This is a genomic window from Delftia acidovorans NBRC 14950, from assembly GCF_001598795.1.
Taxonomy (GTDB): Bacteria; Pseudomonadota; Gammaproteobacteria; order Burkholderiales; family Burkholderiaceae_C; genus Comamonas; species Comamonas acidovorans.
On record NZ_BCZP01000004.1, the window covers coordinates 1 to 18,957 of the forward strand.

The 18,957-nt window shown below is 68.0% G+C and carries 17 protein-coding genes and 1 riboswitch; of the genes, 11 read left to right on the plus strand and 6 right to left on the minus strand.

Going from position 1 to position 18,957, the window contains the following annotated elements:
* Positions 1 to 243: 243 nt before the first annotated feature.
* Together DA1_RS06135 and DA1_RS06140 are read right to left on the minus strand one after the other, a co-directional pair.
* Positions 244 to 936, minus strand: coding sequence for an LrgB family protein (locus tag DA1_RS06135; RefSeq protein ID WP_013800125.1), 693 nt, complete (start codon positions 934 to 936; stop codon positions 244 to 246).
* A 5-nt stretch (positions 937 to 941) separates the two neighbouring features.
* The gene (locus tag DA1_RS06140; RefSeq protein WP_012202183.1) at positions 942 to 1,415 is read right to left on the minus strand and encodes a CidA/LrgA family protein; all 474 of its coding nucleotides are present in this window, start codon (positions 1,413 to 1,415) and stop codon (positions 942 to 944) included.
* A gap of 76 nt (positions 1,416 to 1,491) precedes the next feature.
* On the opposite strand from DA1_RS06140, the gene DA1_RS06145 reads away from it, so the two are divergent.
* On the plus strand, positions 1,492 to 2,400 hold the full coding sequence (locus DA1_RS06145; RefSeq protein ID WP_034397722.1) for a LysR family transcriptional regulator: 909 nt from the start codon (positions 1,492 to 1,494) through the stop codon (positions 2,398 to 2,400).
* 4 nt (positions 2,401 to 2,404) lie between these two features.
* Positions 2,405 to 3,040: a pseudouridine synthase gene (locus DA1_RS06150; protein WP_013800122.1), complete on the plus strand. Its 636-nt coding sequence runs from the start codon at positions 2,405 to 2,407 to the stop codon at positions 3,038 to 3,040.
* Here DA1_RS06150 and DA1_RS06155 read toward each other — a convergent pair.
* A complete protein-coding gene (locus DA1_RS06155) occupies positions 3,037 to 4,059 on the minus strand; it encodes a hypothetical protein (protein ID WP_034397720.1) in 1,023 nt (340 codons plus the stop codon). The two genes, DA1_RS06150 and DA1_RS06155, sit on opposite strands and share 4 nt — an antisense overlap.
* Before the next feature lie 2 nt (positions 4,060 to 4,061).
* Positions 4,062 to 4,418 carry a zinc ribbon domain-containing protein YjdM gene (locus tag DA1_RS06160; protein WP_013800120.1) on the minus strand — a complete coding sequence of 119 codons (357 nt, stop codon included), beginning with the start codon at positions 4,416 to 4,418 and terminating at the stop codon, positions 4,062 to 4,064.
* Between the two features lie 138 nt (positions 4,419 to 4,556).
* Here DA1_RS06160 and DA1_RS06165 point away from each other — a divergent pair, with 138 nt between their 5' ends.
* From DA1_RS06165 to DA1_RS06175, 3 genes are all read left to right on the plus strand, one after another.
* Positions 4,557 to 5,450, plus strand: coding sequence for a LysR family transcriptional regulator (locus tag DA1_RS06165; RefSeq protein WP_034397717.1), 894 nt, complete (start codon positions 4,557 to 4,559; stop codon positions 5,448 to 5,450).
* Between the two features lie 94 nt (positions 5,451 to 5,544).
* A complete protein-coding gene (locus DA1_RS06170; protein ID WP_034399065.1) occupies positions 5,545 to 6,267 on the plus strand; it encodes a DsbA family oxidoreductase in 723 nt (240 codons plus the stop codon).
* A gap of 92 nt (positions 6,268 to 6,359) precedes the next feature.
* Entirely contained in the window at positions 6,360 to 7,391 is a 1,032-nt protein-coding gene (locus DA1_RS06175) for a cyclase family protein (RefSeq protein ID WP_016452163.1), read from the plus strand.
* Positions 7,392 to 7,565: 174 nt separating this feature from the next.
* Here DA1_RS06175 and argE read toward each other — a convergent pair whose 3' ends face one another.
* A complete protein-coding gene (gene argE, locus DA1_RS06180; protein ID WP_013800116.1) occupies positions 7,566 to 8,729 on the minus strand; it encodes an acetylornithine deacetylase in 1,164 nt (387 codons plus the stop codon).
* A gap of 164 nt (positions 8,730 to 8,893) precedes the next feature.
* Here argE and DA1_RS06185 point away from each other — a divergent pair, with 164 nt between their 5' ends.
* The 4 genes from DA1_RS06185 to DA1_RS06200 all read left to right on the plus strand — a co-directional run bounded on the left by DA1_RS06185 (position 8,894) and on the right by DA1_RS06200 (position 14,057).
* Positions 8,894 to 10,207 (plus strand): MFS transporter, encoded by a 1,314-nt coding sequence (locus DA1_RS06185; RefSeq protein WP_012202177.1) that lies wholly within the window; start codon positions 8,894 to 8,896, stop codon positions 10,205 to 10,207.
* Positions 10,208 to 10,516: 309 nt separating this feature from the next.
* A complete protein-coding gene (locus tag DA1_RS06190) occupies positions 10,517 to 11,860 on the plus strand; it encodes a C4-dicarboxylate transporter DctA (protein ID WP_034397714.1) in 1,344 nt (447 codons plus the stop codon).
* Positions 11,857 to 12,543 carry a GntR family transcriptional regulator gene (locus DA1_RS06195; protein WP_034397712.1) on the plus strand — a complete coding sequence of 229 codons (687 nt, stop codon included), beginning with the start codon at positions 11,857 to 11,859 and terminating at the stop codon, positions 12,541 to 12,543. Before DA1_RS06190 ends, DA1_RS06195 begins: the two co-directional genes overlap by 4 nt.
* 170 nt (positions 12,544 to 12,713) lie before the next feature.
* Complete coding sequence (locus DA1_RS06200) at positions 12,714 to 14,057, plus strand: glycerophosphodiester phosphodiesterase family protein (RefSeq protein ID WP_034397710.1); 1,344 nt, start codon at positions 12,714 to 12,716, stop codon at positions 14,055 to 14,057.
* 102 nt (positions 14,058 to 14,159) lie between these two features.
* Here the strand turns inward: DA1_RS06200 and metH are convergent, their stop codons facing one another.
* Entirely contained in the window at positions 14,160 to 16,916 is a 2,757-nt protein-coding gene (gene metH, locus DA1_RS06205) for a methionine synthase (protein ID WP_230590951.1), read from the minus strand.
* A gap of 27 nt (positions 16,917 to 16,943) precedes the next feature.
* Positions 16,944 to 17,070: riboswitch (S-adenosyl-L-homocysteine riboswitch) on the minus strand.
* A gap of 277 nt (positions 17,071 to 17,347) precedes the next feature.
* On the opposite strand from metH, the gene DA1_RS06210 reads away from it, so the two are divergent.
* Together DA1_RS06210 and DA1_RS06215 are read left to right on the plus strand one after the other, a co-directional pair.
* On the plus strand, positions 17,348 to 18,142 hold the full coding sequence (locus DA1_RS06210; RefSeq protein WP_034397708.1) for a FadR/GntR family transcriptional regulator: 795 nt from the start codon (positions 17,348 to 17,350) through the stop codon (positions 18,140 to 18,142).
* Complete coding sequence (locus tag DA1_RS06215; protein ID WP_013800110.1) at positions 18,139 to 18,945, plus strand: transporter substrate-binding domain-containing protein; 807 nt, start codon at positions 18,139 to 18,141, stop codon at positions 18,943 to 18,945. The genes DA1_RS06210 and DA1_RS06215 overlap by 4 nt, the downstream gene beginning before the upstream one ends.
* Positions 18,946 to 18,957 lie beyond the last annotated feature (12 nt).

The window sequence follows — 18,957 nt, forward strand, 5'->3', positions numbered from 1 at the left end:
TGCCGGGCCGAGACCCGGCCTCGAAAAACAACCACCCGGCAGGGGCAAAAGATTGCACCTAAGCCAAAAGCAATCGAGGCACAAACAAGGTGGGCGGGAGTCAAGACCATGTGCAAGGCATGCGGACGCCCTCACGGGCAGCCCCATCCCGCTCCAAACCCAAAGACAGCCAGGCCCCCAAAAGCCCCAGCCATCAAACCCCGGTCAAGGATGGCAGCTCCCGCATCACTTCAGCAAATCACTTCAGAAAAACAGCACCCTCACCCAAGGCGCCACCACCACATTCAACGCCCCCGCAATCATCATCACCAACGAAGCAACCACCGCCTGCACATCCCCAAACTGCCGCGCCTTCGCCACCCCGCTGCCATGCGCGGCACCACCCAGAATGGCGCCCGCAGCCAGCTTGCTGCGCACGTGCGGCAGCAGCCGCAGGATGGTCTCGCCCATGAGCATTCCGCTGACGCCCGTGAGCAGCACGAACAGCGCGGCCAGGTCGGTGGGCCCGCCCAGCACGCGCTCGGCCTCGATGGCGAAGGGGGTGGTCACCGAGCGCACGGCCAGGCCCTTTTGCAGGTCCACGGGCAGTCCGAAGGCCTGTGCGAACCAGATGGTGGTGGCAATGGACACGCCACTGGCCACGAGCACGCCGGTGGCGATCGACATCCAGTGCTTGCGCAGCAAGTGGCGGTTTTCGTGCAGGGGCAGCGCAAAGGCCACCGTGGTGGGGCCCAGCAGCCAGACCAGCCAGTGCGTCTGGGCGATGTACTGCGGGTAGCGCACATGGGTCAGCAGCGCCAGCGCGATCAGCACCATGGGCGTGGCGACGATGGGCATGAGCAGCGGATGCGGATGGCGGCGGTACACGCGCTTGTTGGCCGCATAGCAGGCCAGCGTGGCCAGCAGCGACAGCAGACCGATGGCCTGGTCGGACATGGCGTTCATTCCTGCTCCCTGTGCAGCCCGGCGCGCGTGGAGCGGCGCCGGGCCAGCCACAGCTCCAGTCGGTAGACGCGGTCCACGGCCAGCGCCGTGGCGGCCATCACGCAGGCCGTGCTGGCCACGATGACGCCCAGGATGCGCAGGCCCTGGTGCTGAATCAGGTCGGTGTATTCGGTGACGACCAGCATGGCGGGCACGAAGAACAGCAGCATCTCGGCCAGCAGCCAGTTGGTGCCGCCCTGCAGCCAGCGCGCCTTGACCAGCCCGCTGAACAGGCCCGTGGCCAGCAGCGCAAAGCCGATCAGCCCGGCCGGCATGCCCCAGCCGAAATGCGCGCGCACGGCCTCCATGGCCACCCACAGCGCACTGAGCAGCCCCACCTGCAGCACGCCGCGCAGCAGCGGCCAGCAGCGGTGCAGCAGACCCTGAAACACCTGCGGCCGCAGGACGGGCATGGCGGAAATCTTTGACATGGGGCAATCCTAGGGTTTGCACTCAGATTCGTAAAATGAATAATCTCCATTTTTCCCATGCACAAAAGGAATCCTCATGGACCTGCGCGCGCTGCGCTACTTTGTTGAGGTGGTGCGCTGCAACAGCTTCACGCGTGCGGCCGAGGCGCTGCATGTGACCCAGCCCACCATCAGCAAGATGGTGCGGGCGCTGGAGGAGGAGCTGGGCGGCCCGCTGCTGCTGCGCGAGGGGCGCGGTGTGCAACTGACCGACGCAGGCCAGGTGGTCCATGCGCGCGGCCTGCAGGTGCTGGAGCAGTCACGCCAGCTGCTGCAGGAGGTGGCCGAGGTGGATGGCATTGCGCGCGGCAGCCTGAGCGTGGGCATCATGCCCACAGCCGGGCACTACATGGCGCCCGTGATCGCGCGCTTTCAGCAACTGCATCCGGGTGTGGAACTGCATGTGCAGGAGCAGGGCGCACGCGCCCAGCGCCAGCTGCTGCTGGACGGCAAGCTGGACATGGCGCTGGGCCTGCACGGCGCGGGCGAGGCGGGTGGCGACCTGGCCGGAGAGGGCCTGGAGTACTGCACCATCGCCCACCAGAAGACACGCGTGGCCTTTGCCGCGCACGAGGTGCCCGACCCGAACGCACCCGTGCACTGGAGCGAGCTGGCCCGGCGGCCCTTTGTGTTCTACACCTCGGACTTCGCCCTGCACCAGGCCGTGCTGGAGCATTGCGCGGCGGCAGGCTTCAGCCCACAGGTGCGGCTGCAGACACGCTACTGGGACTTCATCGGCGACCTGGTGGCAGAAGGCGTGGGCGTGGCCGTGATGTTCGAGCACGTGATCGCGCGGTTCGACCCCCGGCGCGTGTCCAGCCGCCCGCTGGTGGGGCCTGAACTGCACTGGGACGTGGTGCAGCTGTGGCGCAGCGGCTATCTGACGCGCGCGGCGAGGGCCTGGCTGGAGTGCGTGCGTGCGGTCTATCCCGACGACAATCGCTGAGTCCATGCAACCCAGAAAACGCCCACCCTTGCGCCCTTTTGCAGGCCCGGCCCTGCGCGCCCGACCCGCCTTCGCCGACCGGCCCGACACCGGCCCCTCACGCCTGCTGTGCTTCAACAAGCCCTACGGCGTACTCAGCCAGTTCACCCCCGAGGGCCGCTGGCGTGGCCTCAAGGAATACATCGACGTGCCGGGCGTGCATGCGGCAGGCCGGCTTGACGCCGACAGCGAAGGATTGCTGCTGCTGACCAATGACGGCCCGCTGCAGGCGCGCATCGCCGATCCGCGCTTCAAGATGGAGAAGACCTACTGGGTACAGGTCGAGGGCCTGCCCGACGAGGCCGCGCTGCAGGCCCTGCGCCAGGGCGTGCAGCTCAACGACGGCATGACGCTGCCCGCGCAGGCGCGCCGGCTGGAGCCGCCGCCCGTGCTGTGGCAGCGCGACCCGCCCATCCGCGTGCGCCAGAACATTCCCGACTGCTGGATCGAACTGGTCATCCGCGAAGGCCGCAACCGCCAGGTGCGCCGCATGACGGCGGCCATTGGCCACCCCACGCTGCGGCTGGTGCGCGCAGCCATCGGGCCCTACACGCTGGACGGCCTGGAGCCCGGCCAGTGGAAGGACGTGGAGCCCGCCTAGGGCTCCGGATTGTCGGGAAGTGCCACAGCCTGCCAGCGCTGCAGGCCGAGCCACGGATGAAAGCGCCGCGCCTCGCCCACCTCCACGCGCTCGACGCTGCCGGCCAGCAGCGGCCACAGGCGCTGCAATTGCGCCGAGCGCTGCTGCGTGCAGCGCCGCGCGCGGGCCAGCAGCTCGCTGCCCTGGCCCAGCAGGCGCGACAGCTCGCGCAGGCGCGGTGGCGGCAGGCATTGGGCGCTGGCCAGCATCAGCCAGGACGGTGCCTGGCCCGCCTGGGCGGGGCCGCTGGCGGCGAACTGCTCCAGCAAAGCGACATGGGCACTGAGCAGGGGCGCGGGTGGCTTCTCGGCCAGCATGATCTCCAGCAGCCTGCCATCGATGCGCCAGCGGGCGGGCACCACGGCATGCTCGACCGAGTTGCCGAAGCGCGTGGACTGGCGATGGCGGACGGCACGGCTGCCCTGCTCCAGCAAGGGCTGCAGCAGCTCGGCCAGGGCCTGCTCGCGCTGCGCCGTGGGCGCTTCGGCCAGCGTGATGCGCAGCGGCACGGCCTCGTAGCCGCGCAGCTGGTCGCGCCAGGCCATCCAGCCCGCCGTGTCGGGGCCGCCCAGCAGCAGGGCGAGGAAGGCGCCCAGGCCGGCCAGGGCCGATCCGGTCCACCAGGACACCTGCACAGGCTGCCGCCCGGCGATCAGCCAGCCCGTCAACCAGACCAGCGCCCCGGCGCAGGTGGCCGCCAGCAGGCCCATGCCGAAGGCGAGGAAGGGCGCGCCATCGAGCCGGTCGGGCAGCAGCACCAGCATGGCCACGCAGGCCGCGCCGGCGCACAGCGCAACGGCCCACCAGCCCGCCACGGGCAGGGTGCGCGCGGTGCGTCCCGTGAGACCCGTACGGCCGGCCAGTGCCAGCAGCAGCAGGGCCACCACCGCGCCAGCGGTCAGCGCAATGAACAAGGGCGCAAACACCCACAGCGCCAGCAGCCCGAGGACCGCCGATACCGCAAGCGACAGCGCCAGCATGATCAGGCCTTCTTGAGGAACTCCGACTTGAGCAGCATGGAGCCCAGTTCGGTCTTGCAGTCCACGTTGTGGCCGTCGGCGCCATCGACCAGGCGGATGCCCTTGATCTTGCTGCCCTTCTTGAGCACGGTGGACGATCCCTTGACCTTGAGGTCCTTGACCAGGATCACGGCGTCGCCGTCGGCCAGCGCATTGCCGTTGGCGTCGCGCACGATGCCGTCGCCAGCGGCGGCTTCGCCGGACTCTTCTTCGGCCTGCATGGGCCATTCGAAGGCGCAGTCGGGGCAGATGTAGCTGGTGGCGTCGGGATAGGTGTTTTCAAGGCCGCACTGGGGGCAGGCGGGAGTGGTCTGGGGCATGGGATGGACAGATTCGGTGAAGACAAAGGGGCGCGGCGGGCGCGCCGTACCTGGCGATTGTCGCCCCTGCCCCCGCAGGCATGCCCCGGCAAACCCGAGCGGCCTGCTACGCTGCGCGCCACTCTTTGCTTTTTCCCCATGGATACGCTGACCCCCTTGCGCGCCTTCCGGCGCATCGTAGAACTGGGCTCCATCGCCAAGGCGGCCGACGCGCTGGACCTGTCCTCGGCCGCGCTGAGCAAGCAGCTGCGCGCGCTCGAAGCCCATCTGGGCGCCGTGCTGCTGCAGCGCACCACGCGCCGCATGAGCCTGACCGACACGGGCCAGGCCTACTACGCAGAGTGCTGCAGGCTGCTTGATGAATTCGATGCGCTGGAGCAGTCGGTGCGCGCACAGTCGCAGCAGGTGGCCGGCCGGCTGCGCGTGAATGCGCCGCTGTCGTTTGCGCTGAGCACGCTGGCACCGCTGCTGGCGCGCTTCATGCAGCGCCATCCGCAGCTGCAGATCGACCTGTCCATGGAAGACCGGTTGGTGGATGCGGTGGGCCAGGGCTTCGATGTGTCCATCCGCCTGAGCGCGGAGCTGGCGGACTCCTCGCTGATCGCGCGGCGCCTGGCCTCGCTGTCGCAGATGCTGTGCGCGGCCCCTTCCTATCTGCAGGCGCATGGCCGCCCGGCCAGTGCCGCCGCGCTGCGCGGCCATGCGCTGCTGAACTACAGCCTGGCGCATGCGCCCCGCGAAGCGGGCGAGAGTTCCCAGGCGCCGTCCGAGGCGCGCGCCAACGTCAACAACAGCCTGATGCTGCGCGACCTGCTGGTGGCGGGCCTGGGCATTGGCGCCCTGCCCTCGTTCCTGGCGCGGCCGGCGATTGCGGCAGGCCAGCTGGTCGCACTGGACCTTGCGGACCAGGCCGCGCAGGCCCGCCATGTCTACGCGGTCTATCCCACGCAGCGCCACCTGCTGCCCAAGGTGCGCGCCTTCGTGGACTTTCTGGCCGAGGAGCTGCCTGCCGCCATGGGCGAGGATTGTTGACGCCGCGTTAAGAGTTCCTCAAGCGCGCGCCCCTTTTTCGCGCCGGGCCTGCGGCCTACGCTTGCCGTCCATCACAGCCATGAAGGACACAAGCATGACGCAATGCAATGATTTTTCCTGCGCCCTGCCCGCGCAGGATGCGGCGCCCCCCTCGCCGCAGCAGGCCCTGCAGGCGGCGCCTGCTGCGGCGCCCGCGGTCGCCCCCGCCATCGACTTCTTCCATGACGTGGTCTGCGGCTGGTGCTACGTGATGTCGCCACGCCTGCGCCAGGTGGCGCGCGAGCTGGGCCTGCGCGTGCGCCACCGCAGCTTCGTGCTGCAGGCCTCGCGCGCCGAGATGGTGGCGGCCTTCGGCTCCATGGAGCGCGCCAAGCAGGTCATCCTGGAGCACTGGCAGGCCTGCGCGGAGCATGACGACGAGGACCGCATCGACATCGAGGGCATGCGCCGCGAGGCCTTCGAGTACCCCAGCGGCATGGCCGGCGCACTGGCCTGCCAGGCGGCCCAGATCCTGGGCGGCGATGACGCGCACTGGGATCTGTTCGACGCCATCCAGCACGCCCACATGAGCGAGCACCGCAACATCGGCGACGCCGAAGTGCTGCTGGACATCGCCACGCGCACGGGCTTCGAGCGCAATGCCTTCGCGGGCTGCATGGAAGGCGCCCAGGCGCTGGAGCAGGTGCGCCAGGACCGCGCGCTGGCGCAGCGCATGGGCCTGCGCTCCATTCCCACGCTGATCGCGCCGCGCCTGCCGCCGCTGCAGACCCAGTCGCTGGCTGCGCTGCGCGAACGCCTGCACTTCCTGGCGGCCTGAGCGCCCCCGTCTTTGCTTTTTTCATCGGCGTTTTTCCGCCTTCCCTCGCGCGCGGCATGCGCGCCCTTTTTCAGCAGACCAAGGACTTTTCCATGACTCTCCAACGCTTCGCTCGCCGCATGGCGCTGCACTCTCTCGTGATCGCCCTGGCCGCCGCCTTCGCGGGCACCGCGGCCCAGGCCCATGGCGGCCACGAGCCCCCGGCCGGCGCACGCCAGGACGTGGGCACCAGCCCCTGGGGGCCTGCCGACGAGATCGGCCGCCTGAACCTGATCACGCCGGCCTCGCGCGCGGCCATCCTGCAGCGCATCACGGGCGGGCAGGTCTATGACCTGGCCACCGAGTACTACGTGGGCATGCCCAGCTGGCAGGACGCGGGCGATCCGCACTACCAGTTCTGGATGACGCACACGCCGCGCGGCACCGTGGTGGACGATCCCATGAACGTGGGCAAGGACATGAACGCCACGCGCAGCTACACGGGCACGGCGTTTTCCATGTACAGCCACACGGGCACGCACATCGATGCGCTCAACCACTTCGGCATCCGCGGCAGGATCTGGAACGGCTTCAGCGCCGACCAGCATCTGGGCGACCGGGGCTGGCAGCGCACGGGCATAGAGAAATTCCCGCCGCTGGTGGCGCGCGGCGTGCTGATCGACGTGGCGGCCGCCAAGGGCCTGGAGATGCTGCCCGACCAGTACCGCATCACGCGCCAGGACCTCAAGGATGCGCTGGCACGCCAGAAGGTGACGCTGCAGGAGGGCGACATCGTGCTGGTGCGCACGGGCCGCATGAAGCTGTACGGCCAGCCCCAGGCCTACATGGCCAAGCCGCCGGGCCTGGGCCTGGATGCCGCGCGCTTTCTGGTGGAGGAAGGCGGCGCCATGATCGTGGGCGCCGACAACCTGAGCCTGGAGACGTTCCCGTCCGAGGTGGACGACGACTACGTACCGCTGCACAGCTACCTGCTGGCGCAAAAGGGCGTGCCCATCATGGAACTGGTGGCGCTGGACGATCTGTCGCGCGACAAGGTCTACGAGTTCGCCTTCATCGGCGGCCCGCTCAAGATCCGCGGCGGCGACGCCGCGCCGCTGCGGCCCATCGCCATTCCTGTGCGCTGAGCGGGGCAAGACGAGATTTCTTGAGCTTGACCTCGAAACTCCCGCGCCCCCAAGGCGAGGGACACCGAGCAAGGGCCTACGCCGGCCGCGCCGCCCCGCAGCAAGGGTGTCGCCGGCTGCCCGTACGCCCCCCTCCGAAGAGAGGGGGAAGGCGCGAAGCGACTCAGGGGGTGATCACAGACTCGTGCCCATTTTGCTGAGGAAGCGCTCGCAGGCGTCGAGCTGGGCCAGCTCGACGAACTCGTCGGGCTTGTGCGCCTGCTCGATGGAGCCGGGGCCGCAGACCACGGTGGGAATGCCGGCGTTGTGGAACAGGCCGGCCTCGGTGCCGTAGGCCACCTTGCGCTTTTCCTGGTCGGCGGTCAGCGCGCGCACCAGCTGGGTGATGGCGGCCTCCTCCGAGGCTTCCAGCGCGGGCGCGCTGGCGCCGGTCTCGATCTCGATGCGCGCGTCGGCGAACTCGGCGCGCATGCGCGGCAGCAGTTCGTCGCGCACATAGGACTCGACCTGGGCCTGGATGCCATCCACCGACATGCCGGGCAGGTTGCGGAATTCATAGGCGAATTCGCACAGCTCGGGGATGGTGTTGACCGCGATGCCACCCTGGATCTGGTTGGTGGTCATGGTGGTGAAGGGCACGTCGAAGAATTCGTCGTAGGGGCCATGCGCCTTGAAGTGGTCGGCGATGTCCCGGATGCGACAGATCAACCGCGCCGCATACTCGATGGCATTGCTGCCGCGCGGCGTGAGCGACGAATGCGCGGCCTTGCCGTGCACGCGGCAGCGGTAGAGGTTGATGCCCTTGTGCGCCACCACCACCTGCATGCTGGTGGGCTCGCCGACCACGCAGCCGTCGAAGCGCGCGCCCTCGGCCTTGAGCTGGTTGATCATCACGGGCGCGCCCGCGCAGCCGATTTCCTCGTCGTACGAGAAGGCCAGGTGCACGGGCCTGGCGCGCTGCGTGGCCAGGAATTCGGGCACCAGCGCCAGCGAGGCGGCGATGAAGCCCTTCATGTCGCAGCTGCCGCGGCCATACAGGCGCCCGCCCTTTTCGGTGAGCGCAAAGGGGTTGGTGCTCCACTGCTGGCCATCGACCGGAACCACGTCGGTATGGCCGGACAGCACGATGCCACCCTGCGTTTCGCCGTTGTGGGCCGGCAAAGTGGCGAAGAGATTGGCCTTGGCGCCGTCCGGAGAGTGGAACAATCGGGCACTCACGCCCAGCGTGGCCAACTCATCGCGTACACACTCGATCAGCGCCAGGTTGGAGTTGCGGCTGGTGGTGTCGAATGCGACCAGTGTTTCCAGCCAGTCGCGGGTGTTTTTCCAGGTAGTCATGTAGTTCCATCTGCGCCATGGCCTGCGCCGCCCTTCGTGGACGACGCAGGCCATGGCATAGGCATTGCATATGGCGAAGCAGTGTACGCCCGGGTTGCGGCCCGGGCAGGCACGCCGACCCATGCCCCGGGCGTGACTGCCGTCTTTTCAATCCCTTTTCGGAAATGGACCCTGCTTTGACCAAGCAAACCGTCTCGACCCGCAACATCGTGGCTGCCGTCATCGGCAACGCGCTGGAGTGGTATGACTTCCTGGTGTTCGCCTTCATGACACCCATCGTCGCCAAGCTGTTCTTCCCCAGCAATCCCGACAATCCGGACGACAACATCAACCGCATCCTGATGACCACGGCCGTGTTCGGCGTGGGCTTTTTCATGCGGCCCGTGGGCGGCATCCTGCTGGGCCTGTACGGGGACCGCAAGGGCCGCAAGGCGGCCATGGTGATGGTGACGGGCCTGATGGCCGTGGCGATCGCGCTGATCACGCTGGCGCCCACCTATGCGGCGGTGGGCATCCTGGCGCCGCTGTTCATCGTGCTGGCACGGCTGCTGCAGGGCTTTGCGGCCGGCGGCGAGTTCGGCACGTCCACGGCACTGCTGATCGAGCTGGCACCGCCCGGCAAGCGCGGCTTCTATGGTTCCTGGCAGATGGCCGGCCAGATGCTGGCCCTGCTGATCGGCGCGGCCACGGGCACGCTGATCACCGAGATCTTCACCGAGGAGGAACTGATGGCCTGGGCCTGGCGCGTGCCCTTCGCCGTGGGCCTGCTGATCGTTCCCGTGGCGCTGTACATCCGCCGCCATGTGGAGGAGCCCGAGGTCTTCAAGGAAATGCAGGCCGCTCAGGCCAGCGGCAAGGCGCGCCAGATCGGCATCATGGAGATGCTGCGCACGCATGCGCGCGAGACGCTGGTGGGCATGGGCCTGGTGGTCACGGCCACGGTGTCCATCTACATCACCTTCACCTATCTGGTGACCTATGCCACGGTGACGCTGAAGCTGCCCATGCGCGATGCCTTCATGGTGCAGATGGCCGGCGCCGCGCTGATGGTGGTGATCATGCCGTTCTTCGGCGCCCTGTCGGACCGCGTGGGCCGCCGCATGCTGACCATCGGCTCGCTGATCGGCTACCTGGTGGTGCTCTACCCGCTGTATGCCTGGCTGACCGACGGCCCCACGGTGCAGAAGCTGCTGATCACCCAGCTGGTGGTCTGCGTGTTCGTGGCCGTGTTCTTCGGCGTGTTCAGCACGGTGATGGCCGAGCTGTTCCCGCCCCAGGTGCGTTCGGCCGGCATGTCCATGGCCTACAACGTGGCGGTGATGATCTTCGGCGGCTTCGCGCAGTTCATCGTGACCTGGCTGATCCGCTCCACGGGCTCGCCCATGGCGCCGGCCTTCTATGTGATGTTCGGCGTGACGCTGGGCCTGTTCGCGGCCTTCTTCATCAAGGACCGCGCGATGGAGCGCAACCTGCGCTGATCCCGGTGCGGTGCGCAAGGCACCGCGCCCGCGCATGCCGCGCATGCCCCGCCACGGGGCCTGCGCCCCGCACGCGCACCCGCCTGCGCACCATGCGCGGGCATGACGGCCACCCGCCCTGCACCACGGCGGGGAGGCCCGCCCGCATCGGCGGATTTCATGCAGAAAAAGTCAGGGCTGATGCTCTCTGGAGTGCCGCAAATCTGCAGGGAATACCCTCTGCTGGCACGCGTTTCGCTTGTCTACATTCTTGCATGCAAGTTGTAAATCCACTTGCATACAAGATTCCACAACTTGCGAAAGACGACTATGCGCCGCTTTGCCAGATCACTGTTCGGACAGGTGGTGATCGCACTCATCCTGGGTGTGCTCGCCGGAATATTGGCCCCTGAATGGGCCGTGAAGCTCAAGCCCCTGGGCGATGGCTTCATCAAGCTCATCAAGATGATCATTCCCGTGCTGGTGTTCTGCGTGGTGGTGCACGGCATCGCGGGCGCAGGCGACCTCAAGCGCGTGGGCCGGGTCGGCGTCAAGTCGCTGATCTACTTCGAGGTGCTGACCACCATCGCCCTGGTGCTGGGCCTGGTGCTGGCCTTCGTGTTCCAGCCCGGCGCGGGCATGAACGTGGACCCGAGCAAGCTCGACGCCTCGGCCATGAGCGCCTATGCCAGCAACGCCGACAAGCTGACCAGCGGCGGCACGGTGGACTTCCTGATGAAGCTCATCCCCACCACCGTGGTGCAGGCCTTTGCCACGGGCGACGTGCTGCAGGTGCTGCTGTTCGCCGTGCTGTTCGGCTGCGCGCTGACCATGCTGGGCGAGCGCGGCGCGCCCGTGCATGCGCTGATCGACACGCTGTCGAACGTGCTGTTCAAGATCATGGGCATCCTCATCAAGCTGGCCCCGCTGGGCGTGCTGGGTGCGATCTCGTTCACCGTGGGCCAGTACGGCATCGGCTCGCTCAAGCAGCTGGGCATGCTGGTGCTGCTGTTCTACGTGGCCGTGATCTTCTTCGTCTTCGTGGTGCTGGGCCTGGTGATGCGCTTTTCGGGCTTCAGCCTGATCAAGCTGCTGCGCTACCTGCGCGAGGAGCTGATGGTGGTCTTCGCCACCACCTCCTCGGACAGCGTGCTGCCCCAGATCATGGCCAAGCTGCGCAACATGGGCGTGCGCGACTCCACCGTGGGCCTGGTGATTCCCACGGGCTACTCGTTCAACCTGGACGCCTTCTCCATCTACATCACGCTGGCGGCCGTGTTCATCGCCCAGGCCACGAACACGCCCATCGGCATGGCCGACCTGCTGACCATCCTGGCGATTGCGCTGGTGACCTCCAAGGGCGCCCACGGCGTGCCGGGCTCGGCCATCGTGGTGCTGGCGGCCACGCTGCATGCGATTCCGGCCATCCCCGCCATCGGCCTGGTGCTGGTGCTGTCGGTGGACTGGTTCATGGGCATTGCCCGCGCGCTGGGCAACCTGATCGGCAACTGCGTGGCCACCGTGGCCATCGCCGCCTGGGAAGGTGACATCGACCGCGAGCGCGCCCATGCCGTGCTCGACGGCCTGGCCGACAATCAGGGGCCCGACGCCGAGCCCTCCGGCGCCGCCGCCGTCCCCGCAACCGTGACTCCTGCCCACCCTGCAACGCAATGACACCTGTAAGCCCCCAGCACATCGCCGAGCGCGTCGTCGAAGCCATCCTGGCCCAGAAACTGGCGCCCGGCGAACGGCTGGGGGAGCAGGAGCTGGCCGACAACTTCGCGGTCAGCCGCACCATGGTGCGCGAGGCGCTGATGCAACTGCAGGCGCGCGGCTTCGTGCAGGTGCAGCCCCGGCGCGGCTGGTACGTGGTCCAGCCCTCGGCCGAGGAGGCGCAGGACGCCTTCGCGGCGCGCCGCATCATCGAGACCGGCATCCTGGGCGAGGCCGGCCGCCCCCTGCAAAGCGTGATCGGCCAGCTGCGCCGCCACATCGCCCAGGAGCAGGAAGCCATTGCCGGCGCCGACGCGGCCACGCGCGCCTTCCTGCTGGCCGACTTCCATGTCTGCCTGGCCGAGCAGATGGGCCACCGCCTGCTGGCGCTCACCCTGCGCGACCTCACGGCTCGCACCACGCTGGCGGCCACATTGTTCCAGTCCACGCACAGCGCCAGCCAGTCCTGCGCCGAGCACGAACGCATCGTCGAGGCGCTGGAGCGCGGCGACACCGAGGGCGCCAAGGCCCTGCTGCTGGAGCACATCGGCACGGTGGAACGCTCGCTGGAGATCCGCCCGCCCGAGGCGCCCGACGCCAGCGACCGCCTGCGCGCCACGCTGGCGCCCCTGTTCGGGGGATAACCCTGTGTCGGAGGGTCGGCAAATTTCCACCGACCGTCGCTAAAACGCCAATCTGGGCCATACGGTACGCACTGTCATGGTGCCGACACGGCTGACTGCATACGCTGCTGAGTTGGCGCATTGCGCGCCGTTCATCAACCCACCACTGCTCGGATATGACCCAACGTCCTATGTCCTTTTCCCGCACTCCCCTGCTCGCGTCCCTGTGCGCGGCTGCAGTCCTCACGGCCTGCGGCGGCGACGGCGGCTCGTTCTACCTCACGCTCGACGGAAAGCAGCCCCAGGTGATCGCCCACCGCGGCTTCTCGGGCAAGTTCCCGGAGCAGACGCGCATGGCCTACGAGGCCGCCGCCGACGCGGGCGCGGACATGCTCGAACTCGACATGCACATGACGAAGGACTGCCAGCTGGTCGCCCGCCACAACGCCTGGCTCAGCGACAGCACCAACGTGGCCGACGTGGCCAAGACCAATGCCGAAGTGGCACGCCGCCAGCGCACCACGGCCGGCGTGCTGGTCAACGTGAAGTACCCCGCCGTGCCTGCCAACGGCCCCTCGCAATACCTGAGCGACCAGCTGGACGCCAACGATCCCAAGTCCGTGCTCAAGGCCCTGGTGGTCGATGGCGAGGACCACCGCAACGACTGGTCCATCAGCGACTTCACGCTGCAGGAGCTGCGCAGCTGGCTGACCGGCACCATCCTGGACAACCGCAGCGAGCGCCCCACCGAGTGGAACGGCAAGCTGCCCCTGATCAGCGCCCAGGACGTGCTGGACATCGCCGCCGCCAAGGGCAAGGCCCTGGGCCGCACCATCCCCGTCTACGCCGAGACCAAGAACCCCTACTGGAACAACCAGCAGGCGATCGCCAACGGCTGCGGCGCACCCGGCTCGCGCCCCTTCGAAGATGCGGTGATCAAGCTGCTGGACCAGAACAAGCTCAACGCCAAGGACTCGGCCATCTACATCCAGAGCTTCGACCCGGCCAGCCTCAAGTACCTGCGCCAGGCCGGCATGAAGGCCAAGGGCGTGCAGCTGATCGACGGCAACGACTTCAGCCTGCGCGACGGCTCCATGGTCTACATCACCAACGATGAGTGGACCTTCATCAGCGGCCGCCCCTACAGCTGGACCCTGGCCGGCGACGCCCGCACCTTCGCCGCCATGCTCACGCCCGCAGGCCTGGCCGACATCAAGACCTATGCCGACGGCATCGGCCCCTGGAAGCCCCAGGTCCTGGCCCACTCCGTCGTGCCCTACAAGGACGGCGCCGGCCTCAAGGACGTGAACACCGTCAAGGACACGGGCCTGATCCGCGACGCCCACAAGGCCGGCCTGATCGTGCACAGCTTCACCTTCCGCAACGAGCCGGGCCGCTTGGCCGGCCTGTACAAGGGCGATCCCGTGCAGGAATACCTGACCTACTACCGCCTGGGCATCGACGGCGTGTTCACCGACTTCACGGACACGGCCGTGGCGGCGCGCAAGGCGTACAACAAGGAAATCGGGCTCTGATCGAGCGCTGAATGCCGCTGCGGCGGCGTCCATGAAAAAGCCAGGGCATGCCCTGGCTTTTTTCTTGCAACGCGCGGCACCAGTCCGCGCGGACAAACGTTCTCACCCCAGATTCGGCGCCAGCAACCGGCGCAGTTCCTCGATGTCCATGCCCCGGCGCGCGGCCATGTCGGCCAGTTGGTCCTCGCCGATCTCGCCGACGTTGAAGTAGACGGCGTCGGGGTGGCCGATGTAGAAGCCGCTGACGCTGGAGGCCGGGTTCATGGCCAGGCTTTCGGTCAGGCTCATGCCGATCTCGTCGGCCTTGAGCACGGCGAACAGGTCGGTCTTGGCGCTGTGGTCGGGGCAGGCCGGGTAGCCGGGCGCGGGGCGCACGCCCTTGTACTGTTCCTTGATCAGCGCTTCGTTGCTGAGGTCCTCGTCGGGCGCATAGCCCCACAGGTCCTTGCGCACGCGCTGGTGCAGGCATTCGGCGAAGGCCTCGGCCAGGCGGTCGGCCAGGGCCTTGAACATGATGCCGGAGTAGTCGTCCAGCGCGTCTTCGAACTCCTTGTCCTTCTTCTCGGCGCCGATGCCGGCCGTGACGGCGAACAGGCCCGCGTAGTCCTGGATGCCCGATTCCTTGGTGGCCACGAAGTCGGACAGGCAGCGGCTGGGGCGCATCACGGGCTGGCCATCCGGGCCTTCCACCATCTGCTTTTCGGTCTGCTGGCGCATGCCGTACCAGGTCATCAGCACCTGGCTACGGGACTCGTCGGCGTAGAACTCGATGTCATCGCCCACGCGGTTGGCCGGGAACAGGCCGATGGCGCCATTGGCCTGCAGCCAGCGGCCTTCGATGATCTTCCTGAGCATGGCCTGGCCGTCGGCCAGCACCTTGCGCGCCTCAACGCCGACGATCTCGTCGTCGAGGATGGCCGGATAGGGGCCGGCCAGGTCCCAGGTCTGGAAGAACGGGCCCCAGTCGATGTATTCGGCGATCTCGGCCAGGTCGAAGTTGCGGAACACGCGCCGGCCCAGGGCGCGCGGCGCCACGGGGGCCTGGGAGAAGTCCACGGGCGTGGCGTTGGCGCGGGCCTTTGCCAGAGGCCACAGCGGTGTCTTCTTCTTGTTGGCGTGCTGGGTGCGGACCTTGTCGTAGTCGGCCTGGATCTCGGCCAGGTAGTTGCCCTTGTTCTCGCCCAGCAGGCTCTGGGCCACGCTGACGCTGCGCGAGGCATCGGGCACGTAGACCACGGGGCCTTCGTACTTGGGCGCGATCTTGACGGCGGTGTGCACGCGCGAGCAGGTGGCGCCGCCGATCAGCAGCGGAATCTTCTTGATGCGGAAGTAGTCGTCCTTGTGCATCTCGCCGGCGACGTATTGCATCTCTTCGAGGCTGGGCGTGATCAGGCCCGACAGGCCGATGATGTCCGCGCCCTCGGCCTTGGCCCGGGCCAGGATCTCATGGCAGGGCACCATCACGCCCATGTTGATGACCTCGAAGTTGTTGCACTGCAGGACCACGGTGACGATGTTCTTGCCGATGTCGTGCACATCGCCCTTGACGGTGGCGATGACGATCTTGCCCTTGCTGGACACGTCCAGGCCCGCCGCTTCCTGCTGGCGCTTTTCCTCTTCGATGTAGGGCACGAGGTGGGCCACGGCCTGCTTCATCACGCGCGCCGACTTGACCACCTGGGGCAGGAACATCTTGCCGGCGCCGAACAGGTCGCCCACGATGTTCATGCCGTCCATGAGCGGGCCTTCGATCACGTGCAGCGGGCGGCCGCCGCCCTGCACCACGATCTGCTGGTAGGCCTCTTCGGTGTCGGCGACGATGAAGTCGGTGATGCCGTGCACCAGGGCGTGCGACAGGCGCTCGCCCACGGTCTTCGGGTTCTCGGGCGTGCCGCGCCATTCGAGCTTCTTGCTGTCGTCCTTGGCGGCGCCCTTGGCGGCGTCGGCAATCTCCAGCAGGCGTTCCGCAGCGTCAGGGCGGCGGTTGAGCACCACGTCTTCCACGCGCTCGCGCAGCTGGGGCTCCAGGTCGTCATAGACGCCGACCATGCCGGCGTTGACGATGCCCATGTCCATGCCCGCCGAGATGGCGTGGTACAGGAACACGGTGTGGATGGCCTCGCGCACGGGGTCGTTGCCGCGGAAGCTGAAGCTCACGTTGGAGACGCCGCCCGAGACCTTGGCGCCGGGCAGATTCTTCTTGATCCAGCGCACGGCCTCGATGAAGTCCACGGCGTAGTTGTCGTGCTCCTCGATGCCGGTGGCCACGGCGAAGATGTTGGGGTCGAAGACGATGTCCTCGGGCGGGAAGCCCACCTCGTCCACCAGGATGCGGTAGGCGCGCTCGCAGATCTCGATCTTGCGCTGGTAGGTGTCGGCCTGGCCCTTCTCGTCGAAGGCCATGACCACGGCGGCCGCGCCGTAGCGCCTGATCAGCCGGGCCTGGCGCTTGAATTCATCCAGGCCTTCCTTCATGGAGATGGAGTTGACGATGCCCTTGCCCTGCAGACAGCGCAGTCCGGCCTCGATGACTTCCCACTTGGAGCTGTCCACCATGACCGGCACCTTGGCGATGTCGGGCTCGGAGGCGATGAGGTTCAGGAAGCGCACCATGGCGGCCTTGCTGTCCAGCATGGCCTCGTCCATGTTCACGTCGATCACCTGGGCGCCGTTTTCCACCTGCTGGCGAGCCACGGACAGCGCTTCCTCGTACTGCTCGTTGAGGATCATGCGCGCAAAGGCCTTGGAGCCCGTGACGTTGGTGCGCTCGCCCACGTTGACGAACAGCGTGCCCTCGCCGATGGAGACAGGCTCCAGGCCCGACAGACGCATGGGAGGGGGAGTGAAAGAGGACGACATCAAGCTCACCTGCAAAAACGGCATGGCAACAGGTGAGCGTCGTTGGCACCGTGGGCGCGGTCCGGCCGGGAACCTGCACCTGGCCCAAGCCTGACGCGGCACGCGATCCGGTGTACGGATGGGCGGGTGCCGCGCTGCAACGCTCCTCGGGCCAAAGCCCGGGATTCTACGGCGGCTGGCGGCGGCCTGCAGTGCGGGTTTTACGCCCGCATTCGGGGCAGGCCTGCACAAAGCCATGCGGCACTGCACCAAAGCGCGGCAGCGCGGGCCGCCGGCGGCGCCTTCGGGGCGGATTGTCGATACCCCATCGCCCCGGATTCTTTGCAGTGCCTGAGGACAACGCTCCTTTTTTTGCATCTGGCACGCAATTCGCTATCTGCTGGGTACGTGGTCTGACCAGTCAGGCCAAAACCCTCCACCCGCGCCAGCCCATGCAAAGCATTCCGATCTCGATGGCCCAGACGCTGCAGCAGCACATCCTGAGCGGCCACTATCCCGGCGGCAGCCAGCTGCCGCCGCAGCGCGAGCTGGCCCGGCAGCTGGGCATCAGCCGCGCTTCGCTGCGCGAGGCGCTGTCCATGCTGGAGGCCCTGGGCCTGGTCGAGATCCAGCCGGGCAAGGGCGTGCGCATCAACGGCCCGCACAGCGGCCGTGCACGCATGCACCGCGCCTATGCCACCCCGGCGCTGGGCACGCTGTCGCCGCGCCAGCTGATCGAGCTGCGCCTGGTGCTGGAGCCGGGCTGGGCCGCGCTGGCGGCCGTGCGCGCCGACGACAGCGGCCTGCGCCAGCTGCAATGGACCCAGTCCCAGCTGGCCCACGCCCTGGACCGCAGCGACCTGCTGGCCGCCGCCGACGCCGATCTGCAGTTCCACCTGCTGCTGGCCCAGCTGTCGGGCAACCCGGGCCTGGTGGCCATGGCGCGCCAGCTGGAGCTGGCCATCAGCCACAGCCTGCGCCTGCCCTTTGCCTGGAGCGGCGCCGACGACCAGCCCGTGCGCGAGCACGACGCCATCGTGCAGGCCGTCTGCGCAGGCGATGCGCCGGGTGCCGCGGGCGCCATGCGCGCCCACCTGCTGTCGGCCGCAAGGCGCAGCGGCATCGATCTCGACACACCGGAGCCCGACGCAACGGCGCACGACACAACGGCGCCCGATACACCAGCGCCCGAACCGGACCCGCTTTCCTTTCGCCTCACCCCACCTTCCGAAGGAGCTTTCGCATGACTTCCCCCCTGACACCCCGCCGCGCATTCATCCGCACCGCCCTGGCGGCCGCCACCCTGGCCGCTGCCGGCCTGGGCGGCGCAGCCCATGCCGACATGCTGGCCAACATCCAGAAGGCCGGCGTGCTGCGCGTGGCGATTCCGCAGGACTTCCCGCCCTTCGGCTCGCTGGGCACCGACCTGAAGCTGCAGGGCTATGACATCGACATGGCCGCCCTGGTGGCCCAGGAGCTGGGCGTGAAGGTGGAGCTGGTGCCCGTGACCAGCACCAACCGCATCCCCTTCCTGACCACGGGCAAGGCCGACATCGTCATCTCCAGCCTGGGCAAGAACGCCGAGCGCGCCAAGGTGATCGACTTCACCCAGGCCTATGCCCCCTTCCCCAAGAGCGTCTACGGCCCCAAGGACGTGAGCATCAAGGCCCCTGCCGACCTGGCCGGCAAGACCGTGGGCGTGACGCGCGGCTCCACCGAGGACCTGGCCCTCACGCAGGTGGCGCCGGCCTCGGCCACCATCAAGCGCTACGAGGACAACAACGCCACCGCGCAAAGCTATCTGACGGGCCAGGTGCAGCTGGTGACGCTGGGCAACATCGTGGCCAACGCCGTCAACGAGCGCACCAGGCTGCGCCAGCTGGACGTGAAGTTCGCGGTGGAGGACACGCCCTGCTACATCGGCGTGGCCAAGGGCGAGCCGGCGCTGCTGCAGAAGGTGGACGCCATCATCACCAAGCTCAAGGCCGACGGCCGCCTGACCGGCCTGTCCCAGCGCTGGATGAAGATGCCGCTGCCCGCCACCCTGTAACCGCTGCGCCCC